The following is a 10,867-nucleotide window of genomic DNA, read 5'->3' on the forward strand; positions in this document are numbered from 1 at the left end:
CGCTCCAAGGCGCTGCTGATGGTGCGCCTCGCCGAGGCCCACCGCAGGCTCGGCGACCAGCGGGAGGCGGCCCGCACCGCGGCGCTGGCGCGCTCGCTCGCGGCGGGGATGCAGTCCGAGCGGCTGGCGAAGGCGCTGCGGGAGTTCGACGCGGCGGGGCGGGTGGCGGCGCGGTGAGCGGCGTCCCCGGGCGGTACTCCCGGGAGCGCGCCGACCCGCTTGCGGTACCCTGAGCCCATGCGAACCGTGCGCCTGCTCCTTAGCCGGCCGCGCTGACCAGGACCGGCTGCGCCCTCGGGCGGTGCCGGAGTCGGCGTGGCGTCCCCTCCTGCGAGGGGATTTTTTGTTTTCCGCCCCCGACCCCGTCCCGGGCCGGGTCCACGGGCCGGGCGCCTGCGCGGTTCGCCAACTGACATCGATGGAGCTTGAAGGACCATGAGCGAGACGACCCCTGCGTCCGGCGCGGCCGAGACCGCGACCGAGCCGTTCCGGTACAGCGCCGCGCTGGCGGCCGAGATCGAGTCCCGCTGGCAGGACATCTGGGAGAAGGAGGGCACCTTCCACGCCCCCAACCCCACCGGTGCGCTGGCCGACCCGGCGGCCGGCGACGTCGCCGCGAAGCCGCACAGCTTCATCATGGACATGTTCCCGTACCCCTCGGGCGCGGGCCTGCACGTCGGCCACCCGCTGGGCTACATCGCCACCGACGTCTTCGCCCGCTACCAGCGGATGACCGGCCACAACGTGCTGCACACGCTGGGCTACGACGCCTTCGGCCTGCCCGCCGAGCAGTACGCGGTGCAGACCGGCACCCACCCGCGGGTCTCCACCGAGGCCAACATCGCCAACATGCGCCAGCAGCTGCGCCGGCTGGGCCTGGGCCACGACCCGCGCCGCTCGATCTCCACGATCGACCCGGACTACTACCGCTGGACCCAGTGGATCTTCCTGCAGATCTTCAACTCCTGGTACGACGGGGACGCCCGCAAGGCCCGCCCGATCGCCGAGCTGGTCGCCGAGTTCGAGTCCGGCGCGCGTGAGGTCCCGGGCGGGCGCGCCTGGTCCGGGCTGTCCGTCGCCGAGCGCGACGAGGTCCTGGGCGAGTACCGCCTGGCCTACGCCAAGGAGGTGCCGGTCAACTGGTGCCCGGGCCTGGGCACCGTGCTGGCCAACGAGGAGGTCACCGCGGACGGCCGCTCCGAGCGCGGCAACTTCCCGGTGTTCAAGTCCAACCTGCGCCAGTGGATGATGCGCATCACCGCGTACTCGGACCGGCTGATCGAGGACCTGGACCTGCTGGACTGGCCCGAGGCCATCAAGCTGCAGCAGCGCAACTGGATCGGGCGCTCCGAGGGCGCCCGGGTCGACTTCGCGGCTCCCGGTGACGAGAAGATCACCGTCTTCACCACCCGCCCCGACACCCTGTTCGGCGCCACCTACATGGTGCTGGCCCCCGAGCACGGACTGGTCGACTCGATCGTCCCCGCCGCCTGGCCCGAGGGCGTGCCCGCCGAGTGGACCGGCGGTGCCGCCACCCCCGCCGAGGCCGTCGCCGCCTACCGCGCCGCGGCCGCCGCCAAGTCGGACGTCGAGCGGCAGGTCGAGGCCAAGGTCAAGACCGGCGTCTTCACCGGCGCCCACGCCGTCAACCCGGTCAGCGGCGAGTCCGTCCCGGTGTTCATCGCCGACTACGTGCTGATGGGCTACGGCACCGGCGCCATCATGGCCGTCCCCGCCCACGACCACCGCGACTTCGCCTTCGCCCGCGCCTTCGCGCTGCCGATGCGCTGCGTCGTCGAGCCCACCGACGGGCGCGGCGTCGACCCGGCCGAGTGGGACGACGCGTTCGACACCTACGACTCCGTCATCGTCAACTCCGCCCGCTCCGAAGGCGACCTGTCGCTGAACGGGCTGAGCGTCGTCGACGCCAAGGCCGCCGTCACCGCCTGGCTGACCGAGCGTGGAATCGGCGAGGGCACCGTCAACTACCGCCTGCGCGACTGGCTGTTCAGCCGCCAGCGGTACTGGGGCGAGCCCTTCCCGATCGTCTACGACGAGGACGGCGTCATGCACGCGCTGCCCGAGTCGATGCTGCCGGTCGAGGTCCCCGAGGTCGACGACTACTCGCCGCGCACCTACGACGCGTACGACGCCGGCTCCTCGCCGGAGACCCCGCTGTCGCGCAACGAGGCCTGGGTCAACGTCGAACTGGACCTGGGCGACGGCGTCAAGAAGTACCGCCGTGAGACCAACACCATGCCCAACTGGGCCGGCTCCTGCTGGTACGAGCTGCGCTACGTCGACCCGGCGAACTCCGCGGCGGTCGTCGACCCGGCCAACGAGCAGTACTGGCTGGGCCCGACGGAGAACAAGCCGGCCGGCGGCGCCGACCTGTACGTCGGCGGCGCCGAGCACGCCGTGCTGCACCTGCTGTACGCGCGCTTCTGGCACAAGGTGCTGCACGACCTGGGCCACGTCTCGTCCGTCGAGCCGTTCCACAAGCTGTTCAACCAGGGCATGATCACCGCCGACGTCTACCGCGACGAGCGCGGCTTCCCGGTGCCCGCCGCCGAGGTCGAGGAGCGCGACGGCCAGTACTTCTGGCAGGGCGAGCCGGTCAAGCGCGAGGCCGGGAAGATGGGCAAGTCCCTGAAGAACGCCGTCGCGCCGGACGACATCGCCGACGAGTACGGCGCCGACACGCTGCGCCTGTACGAGATGTCGATGGGCCCGCTGGACGTCTCCCGCCCATGGGACACTCGCGCCGTCGTCGGCTCGTACCGCTTCCTGCAGCGCCTGTGGCGCAACGTCGTCTCGGAGACCACCGGCGAGCTGGTCGTCACCGAGGAGGAGCCGGACGAGGCGACGCTGCGCGCCCTGCACAAGGCGATCGACGGCATCCGCGGCGACATGGCCGGGCTGCGCTTCAACACGGCCGTCGCCAAGGCCATCGAGCTGAACAACTACCTGGTCAAGCGCGGCTCCACGCCGCGGACGGTGGCCGAGCAGCTGGTGCTGATGGTCGCGCCGCTGGCCCCGCACATCGCCGAGGAGCTGTGGCGCCGGCTGGGCCACGGCGAGTCGCTGGCGCACACCGACTACCCGGTCGCCGACCCGGCGTACGTGGTGGACGAGACGGTGACCTGCGTGGTCCAGATCAAGGGCAAGGTCAAGGCGCGGCTGGAGGTCGCGCCGGGCATCTCGGACGCCGAGCTGGAGGCGCTGGCGCTGGCGGAGCCGGTGGTCGTCGCGGCGATCGGCGGGGCCGAGGTGCGGAAGGTGATCGCGCGGGCGCCGAAGCTGGTGAACATCGTCACCGGTTGAGTGCGGCCGCTGCTGCGGGAGTGATCGGGCGGGCGTCCTTCGGGGCGCCCGCCCGGCGTTTGCGGGGGTGGCGGCGAGGGTGGGGGCGCGGCAGGGAGGACGCGGCAGGGAGGATGAGGGTGCGGCGGCGAGGGCGAGGCCGGGGGTACGTGCGGGTGGGGGTTCGAGGGACCTCGGGGAGATCCCGGATCTGACCCTGATCTCCGCCTGCCGGGGCTGCTCGGGCTGCCCTCGGACGGACTCCGGCGGCTACGGTGGAACCCACGGCGATGCGGCCCGCGTTGGGCCCGGTGGCGGCCGGAACGACGGCGGAAGGTGGCGCGCGATGGACGTGTTCGGCGTGATGATCGGATTGGTCCTGCTCTTCGGGGTCGCGGTGATGGTCCTGGCCGTGGTCGGAACGGTCAAGGCCGCCAAGGCCGTCGGCAAGAAGATCGAGAAGCACGAGGCCAACGCCCGTCGCGCGGTGGAGACCGCCACCCTCAAGGCGAAGACGTACACCAAGATCGGCCCGCCCGCGCAGATCGCCTCCGTCCGGCTGGGCCTGCGGACCTCGCTCGACGGCACCCGGCAGGTGCTGGAGGGCGGCCTCGCCCAGGACGGCCAGCTCGGCGAGTCGCTCGCCCTGCTCCGCCGGCTCGACGCGCACGCCGCCGAGCTCGATGGCGAACTGCGGATGCTGGAGCGCGAACCGGACACCGCGCGGATCGCCGCCAAGCTGCCGGAACTGCGCGAGCGGGCGGAGCGGATCACGCACTCGGCGGAGACCATGCGCTGGGCGGCGCAGGACCGGATGCACCGGTTCGCGGACGACGAGCTGAGCCGGCTGAGCCAGGAGTGCGAGAGCGAGGCGGGGGCGCTGCGGCACTGGGACGCTGCGGGGGGTGCTTCCGCGGGTTCCTCGGGTTCGTCGGGTTCCGCGGGTTCGTCGGGGGGCTCCTCGGGCGGGGCGACGGGGCCTGGGGGCTCTTCGGCCGGGGGTGCTTCGGGTGCTGCCGGTTCGGCGGGGGCGGCCGGGGGTGCGGCTCGGGCCGGGCTGACCGACGGGAAGGGGCATCCGAGCGCGGAGGAACTGCTCGGGCTGGCCGATCCGCTGGCCAAGCTGGCGCAGCGGCTGCGCAAGCCCTCGGCCGGGCCTTCGGCGGGGCCCTCGGCCGGCTGACCCGGTAGGCGCGGCGCGAGGCCTTCGGCCGGTGCCCGGGCCGGGCGCTGTCCTCCCGGACCGACGGGGAGTAACCTCCGGCTCATGCCCTCCGACCTCGCACTTGTCACCGATTCCACGGCCTATCTGCCGCAGGAGACCCTCGACCGTTACGGGATCACGATGGTCCCGCTGAGCGTCGCGGTCGGTGACTCGGTCCTGAGCGAGGGCGTCGAGATCTCCCCGAAGGACGTGGCCGAGGCGCTGCGCGGCAAGCAGCGGGTGACCACCTCCCGGCCGAACCCGGAAACCTTCGCCGCCACCTACCGGGCGGCCGCCGGGGCCGGGGCGAAGGGGATCGTCTCGGTGCACATCTCCGGCGAACTGTCCGGCACCGTCGAGGCCGCCCGGCTGGCCGCCGCCGAGGCGCCCGTACCGGTGCGGGTGGTGGACAGCCGGATGGTCGGGATGGCGCTCGGGTACGGGGTGCTGGCGGCGGCCGAGGCGATCGCGGCCGGGCAGGGCCTGGCGGAGGCGGCCGAGGCGGCCGGCCGGCGGGCGGCCGGGACCAGCGGGTTCTTCTACGTCGACACCCTGGAACACCTGCGCCGGGGCGGCCGGATCGGGGCGGCGCGGGCCCTGCTCGGCTCGGCACTCGCGGTCAAGCCGCTGCTGCACCTGGACGGGGGGCGGATCGAGCCGCTGGAGAAGGTGCGGACGGCGTCGAGGGCGATCGCGCGGCTGGAGGAGATCGCGGTCGAGTGCTCGGGGGAGCAGGAAGTCGACATCACGGTGCACCACTTGGCCGCCGAGGACCGGGCCGAACCGCTCGCGGAGCGGCTGCGGGCACGGGTGCCGGGGCTGCGGGAGCTGTACGTGGGCGAGGTGGGGGCGGTGATCGGCGCGCACGTCGGGCCGGGGCTGCTCGCGGTGGTGGTCGCGCCGCGCTGAGGGCGGGGTGGCCGCTTGGCGGGCGGGGATCGGTTGCTCGGTCAACTTCGGGCGGTCCTGCTCGTTCTTGTGAGTGATGCTCTTTATCCACAACCCCCGGGTTATCCACAGGGTTTCGTTAACTTCCGCGCGTCTGCCGCAAGGCTCCTACCGTCCTCGGCATGACGACCATGGGCCTGGGCGCGGCGAAGCGCGATGCGATCAACGAGACGGTGCGGCTGCGGATGGCCGCGCTGCTGCCGGCGGATGACGATGCGTCGGGCGGCGCGGGCGGGGGTTCCCCGGGGGCGGTGTCGCCGTCGACGGGGGAGCGGGCGGCGTCTGCCACCGGGCCGCCGTCGCCGGCCGCGATGCCGTTGTCGGCCGCGATGCCGGCGCCGGCGAATGCGGGTGGTGCGACGGACCCGGGCGAAGCCGGGGATCCATCGGAGGTCGGGGTGCGCCCGCGGTTCTCCTCGTTCCCCACGTTGGCCTCGGCGCTGGCGCTCGACCGGCGCGCGGTGGCCGGGCTGGTCATCCTGCTGCTGTTCGCGGTCGGCTACGCCGTCCAGCACTTCTGGCTGGCCCGGCCGGAGACGGTCGCCGTGCCGGCACTGGCGGCGGTCGCGGCACCGTCGGGAGCCGAGCCGCCCGTCCCCGCCGACACCTCTGTCGCTGCTGTGTCCGGAGTCGGAGCCGGTGGTGGTGTCGGAGTCGGTGGTGGTGCCGGATCGGCCGTCGTGGTGGACATCGGCGGGCGGGTCCACCTTCCCGGCCTGTACACCCTGCCCGGCGGCTCCCGGGTGGCCGACGCCCTGCGGGCGGCGGGCGGTCCGCTGCCGGAGACGGACACCAGGAACCTCAACCTGGCCCGCGTCCTGACGGACGGTGAACAGATCCTGGTCGGCGAACAGGCGCCCGTCCCCGTCCCGGCCCCCGCCCCGGCCGGCGGAGGCGGGAGCGGGAGCGGGCCTCCGGGCCCCGCCGCGCCCCGACCACCCGTCAGCCTCAACCGCGCCACTCTCGAACAGCTCGACACCCTCCCCGGCGTCGGCCCCACCCTCGCCCAACGCATCCTCGCCTACCGCACCTCACACGGCTCCTTCCGCTCCCTCGACCAGCTCCGGCAGGTCAGTGGCATCGGGGCCCGTACGTATGCCGAACTCCGTCCGCTGCTCACCCTCTGACGCCTGCTCCGCCCTTGCCCTTGCCCGTTTCCCACACGCTCGCGCCCCCGGTCTGCGAAGGGAGGTACCGCCATGTCCGTCGCCACCACGCCGGCCGCTCCGGCCTCGGCGTCCCGCTCTCCGGGTGCCGACTTCCGGCTGCTGCTGCCCGCCGTCTCGGCCTGGGCGGTCACGGCGGCGCTCCTGCGGCTGGAGCCGGGGTACGAGGCCCTCGCCCTCACCGCGGCGGGCCTCGCCGTGCTCATTGCCGTCCTGCTGCTCGCCCGGCGGGGGGTCCTGCGCCGGCGCGGGTCCGCGGCGACGCTGGCCGCCGTCCTGCTCACCGGCGCGGCAGCCGCGATCGCCACCCCGCTGCACACCGCCGACCTCCACCGGGGGCCGCTGCCGGAGCTCGCCCGTGCGGCCATGGCCGCTGAACCGCGAGCGCCGGGCGCGCCGTCCCCGGTGGTGGAGGTGGAGCTGACCGTCGCGGCGGACCCGAAGATCCATACCTCCCGAGGCGGCACCGTCGGCGGGCGGACTCTCCTCACGGTGGACGCGGTGGCCGACCGCGTCTCCCTGCTCCCGGACGGGCGGACCACCCGCACACGTACGCCGGTGACCGTCATGGCCCGAGGGGCGGAGAGCGAACCCTGGCAGCGGCTGCTCCCGTCCCAGCGACTGGCCGTGGAGGCCGAGGTGCGCCCGGCGGGGGAGGGCCATGACACCGAGTCCGCCGCGCTGCTGGTCGTCCACGGGCCGCCCCGGCAGCTGGCGCCGCCGAGCCTGCCGCAGCGGATCGCCGGCCGGCTGCGCGCAGGCCTCCGCTCGGCCACCGACGGACTTCCGGCGGACGCGCGCGGGCTGCTCCCGGGGCTGGTCGTCGGCGACACCTCGCGCCTGCCCGACGACCTCGACGACGCCTTCCGGGCCACCGACCTGGTCCACCTGGTGGCGGTCAGCGGGGCCAACCTGGCGATCGTCCTCGGCGCGCTGCTGGGCGCGCCCGGGCAGGCCGGCACCCCGGAGCGGCGCGGGCTGGCCGCGGTGCTGGGTCTGTCGCTGCGCACCGGTGCACTGCTCGGCACCGCGCTGACGCTGGCCTTCGTCACCGTCTGCCGGCCCGAGCCCAGCGTGCTGCGGGCGGCCGGGACGGGGCTGATCGGCATGCTGGCCCTGGCCACCGGCCGTCCCCGCCGAGCGGTGCCCGCGCTCGCCGGAGCGGTCCTGGTGCTGGTCCTGCTGGACCCGTTCCTGGCACGCTCGTTCGGCTTCCTGCTCTCGGTGCTCGCCACTGCCGGGCTGCTCGTCCTCGGGCCGCACTGGGCCGAGGCCCTGCGGGCCCGGCGATGGCCACGCCACCTGGCGGGCCCGCTCGCGGCGACGGCGGCCGCCCAGGCGCTGTGCGCTCCGGTGACGGTGGTGCTGTCCGGGCACATCAGCCTGGTCGGCATCCCGTGCAACCTGCTGGCCGAGCCGGCGGTGGCCCCGGCAACACTGCTCGGCTTCGGGGTGCTCGTCCTGCACCCGTTCCTCCCGGCCGTGGCCCACCTGCTCGCGGCGCCGGCCGCGGTGCCGGTCGGCTGGCTCGCCCTGGTGGCGCGACGCGGGGCCGAAGTCCCGGGCGGCCAACTGGTCTGGCCAGGCGGGTGGTTCGGGACGGCGACGGTCGCGCTGGCCGTCTTGGCGGCCTGCTGGGCGGCGCCGCTCCTCCTGCCCCGACGGGCGGAGCCGGGCAGGCCGATGCCGGCGCCCACCCGGCGGCGCTGGACGCGGGCCCTGGTGACGGTGGCGCTGACGGTGGTCCTGCTGGCCGTGCTGCTGCGCCCGCCGCATCTCACCCGAATCGCCACCGGCTGGCCACCGCCGGGGTGGCGACTGGTGATGTGTGACGTCGGGCAGGGAGACATGTTGGCCCTCGCAACGGGGGCGCCGGACAGCGCGGTGGTGATCGATGCCGGGCCGGATCCGAAAGCCGCGGACAGATGTCTGCGCGACCTCGGCATCACGACGGTTCCCTTACTGCTGCTGACGCACTTCCACGCCGACCACGTCGAGGGCGTGCCAGGCGTGTTGCGCGGCCGCAGGGTCGGCGCGATCGAGGGCACCACGCTGGACGACCCACCGGAAGAGGCAGCCCGGGTGACGGGCTGGGCCGCAGGTGCCGGCCTCTCGTTGCTGAGAGCCGGTCGGGGTGAACGGCGCTCGGCCGGCACGGAGTTGGCCTGGGACGTGGTGTGGCCCGTCCCCGGTGCGGCTGTCGAGGCACCGGGCCCGAACAACGCAAGCGTCGCATTGATGGTGTCACTGACAGGAGGACTACGGATGGCACTGCTCGGAGACCTCGAACCCCAGGCCCAGTCGGCCTTGTCGGGCCGGGTGGGGAAGGCCGACGTCGTGAAGGTGGCACATCACGGATCGGCCCACCAGGACTGGGGCTTGGCCGACACCCTGAGGCCCCGGTTGGCCCTGATCTCCTGCGGAGAGGGCAATCCGTACGGCCATCCGTCCCCGAGGACGGTCGACCACCTGCGCGCACTCGGCGCCACCGTGCTGCGCACCGACCGGGAGGGCGACATCGCGGTGACGGGTGACTCCCCGGCCACCCTCGGCGTGGCCGTCCACCCCCAGCCCTCCCACGCGGCCCGCCACCCGCGCGGCCACGGCGGGAGCGGCGGGAACCGCGGGGCCGAAGGGCAGGGCTCCGCAGCCCACGCCCACCCCGAGCAGACCCCGGCCTCCCCCCGAGCCCCGCCCGTGTGACCCCCGCGCACTCCTCCTCCCACCAACCACGTGGGGCAGGGAAAGGGGTAGGGGGTTGTGGGAGGAGTGGAGAGGCGCGGGAGCAGGCCCAGAAGAAACGTTCCGGCGCGCTCCGGGCAAGCCCGGAGCGCGCCGGCGAAATGCCACCAGCTCGCGGGTGAGGGCATCGGCGCCCAGGCGGTGGCCGGCATCGGGTACGGAGGTGCCGGGTACGGTCTCAGGCCCTCAGGCCCTCAGGCCTGCTCGCGCCAGCCCTCGTAGCCGGCCGCGAGGGTGTCGAGGGCGTGCAGCAGCGCCGGGGTCCAGCCGCTCTCCGGGGCCTCGGCCACGACCAGCCACTGGGCGTCCTCGGCGTCGTCCTCGCCCGCGAGCGCGTCGCGGACGACTTCGAGCTCACCGAGGTCGGGCTGGGTGGCGCCGAGCTCCTCGGCGGCCTCCTCGGCGGCGTCGCGGTCGGGCAGGACGAGCAGCTGCCGGGCGAACGGGTCGTCGACGGCCGGGAGGTCGGTGGTGTGGTTCTCGGTCACCGGGCCATTGTCCAGGTCGGGCCGCCCGCTCCGTCGGGCGGGAGTGTCCGCGGCCCGTGGGATGCTGGTACGCGATGGCCAGGAAGAGTGCACCCGACGACCTGCTCGCCCCGCTGACCCTCGCGGTCGGCCAGGAGGAGCTGCTGCTGGACCGCGCGGTCGCCCAGGTGGTGGCGGCGGCGAAGGCCGCGGACCCGGACACCGACGTGCGGGACCTGCCGCCCGGCGGCCTGCAGCCCGGCAGCCTGGCCGAGCTGACCACGCCGTCGCTGTTCGCCGAGCGCAAGGTGATCGTGGTCCGGGCCGCGCAGGACCTCTCCGCCGACTCGGTGAAGGAGGTCAAGGCGTACATCGAGGCGCCGGCCGAGGAAGTGATCATGGTGCTGGTGCACGCCGGCGGCGCCAAGGGCAAGGGCCTGCTGGATGCCGGGCGCAAGGCCGGCGGGCGCGAGGTGGCCTGCGCCAAGCTGGCCAAGGCGAGCGAACGGCTGGCCTTCGTCAAGGGCGAGTTCCGCACCCTGGGCCGCTCGGCGACCCCGGAGGCCTGCCAGGCGCTGCTGGACGCGCTCGGCAGCGACCTGCGCGAGCTGGCGGCCGCCTGCCACCAGCTGACCTCGGACGTCGAGGGCACGATCGACGAGACGGTGGTGGCCCGCTACTACAGCGGCCGGGCCGAGGCGACCGGCTTCGAGGTGGCCGACCTGGCCGTCACCGGCCGGGCCGCGGAGGCGCTGGAGCGGCTGCGCTGGGCGCTGGCCGTCGGCCAGCCGCCGACCGGCATCACGTACGCGCTGGCCTCCGGCGTGCGCAGCATCGGCCGGCTGGCGAGCGCGGGGCGGAACATGCGCCCGGCCGACCTGGCCCGCGAGCTGGGCATGCCGCCGTGGAAGGTCGACCGGGTCCGCCAGCAGATGCGCGGCTGGACGGGCGACGGGGTGGCCACCGCGCTGACCGCGATCGCCCAGGCCGACGCCGCCGTCAAGGGCGGCTCGGACGACCCGGCCTTCGCCCTGGAG

At 74.5% G+C, this 10,867-nt stretch carries 7 protein-coding genes; 6 read left to right on the forward strand and 1 reads right to left on the reverse strand.

The window, feature by feature from the left end; all coding sequences use genetic code 11:
- The first annotated feature begins 435 nt into the window (after window positions 1-435).
- From leuS to KS423_RS26735, 5 genes are all read left to right on the forward strand, one after another.
- Window positions 436-3,324 (forward strand): leucine--tRNA ligase, encoded by a 2,889-nt coding sequence (gene leuS, locus KS423_RS26715; protein WP_224282321.1) that lies wholly within the window; start codon window positions 436-438, stop codon window positions 3,322-3,324.
- Between the two features lie 325 nt (window positions 3,325-3,649).
- The gene (locus tag KS423_RS26720; protein ID WP_224282322.1) at window positions 3,650-4,486 is read left to right on the forward strand and encodes a hypothetical protein; all 837 of its coding nucleotides are present in this window, start codon (window positions 3,650-3,652) and stop codon (window positions 4,484-4,486) included.
- Window positions 4,487-4,570: 84 nt separating this feature from the next.
- Window positions 4,571-5,416, forward strand: coding sequence for a DegV family protein (locus KS423_RS26725; protein ID WP_224282323.1), 846 nt, complete (start codon window positions 4,571-4,573; stop codon window positions 5,414-5,416).
- A 161-nt stretch (window positions 5,417-5,577) separates the two neighbouring features.
- The gene (locus tag KS423_RS26730; protein ID WP_224282324.1) at window positions 5,578-6,582 is read left to right on the forward strand and encodes a helix-hairpin-helix domain-containing protein; all 1,005 of its coding nucleotides are present in this window, start codon (window positions 5,578-5,580) and stop codon (window positions 6,580-6,582) included.
- Window positions 6,583-6,654: 72 nt separating this feature from the next.
- Complete coding sequence (locus KS423_RS26735) at window positions 6,655-9,324, forward strand: ComEC/Rec2 family competence protein (RefSeq protein WP_224282325.1); 2,670 nt, start codon at window positions 6,655-6,657, stop codon at window positions 9,322-9,324.
- Window positions 9,325-9,557: 233 nt separating this feature from the next.
- Here the strand turns inward: KS423_RS26735 and KS423_RS26740 are convergent, their stop codons facing one another.
- On the reverse strand, window positions 9,558-9,851 hold the full coding sequence (locus tag KS423_RS26740; protein WP_224282326.1) for a hypothetical protein: 294 nt from the start codon (window positions 9,849-9,851) through the stop codon (window positions 9,558-9,560).
- Between the two features lie 74 nt (window positions 9,852-9,925).
- Here KS423_RS26740 and holA point away from each other — a divergent pair.
- The coding region (gene holA / locus KS423_RS26745) for a DNA polymerase III subunit delta (protein ID WP_224282327.1) at window positions 9,926-10,867 on the forward strand (942 nt) is incomplete at its 3' end.

This window comes from Streptomyces sp. LS1784 (genome assembly GCF_020103755.1).
Classification (GTDB): domain Bacteria; phylum Actinomycetota; class Actinomycetes; order Streptomycetales; family Streptomycetaceae; genus Kitasatospora.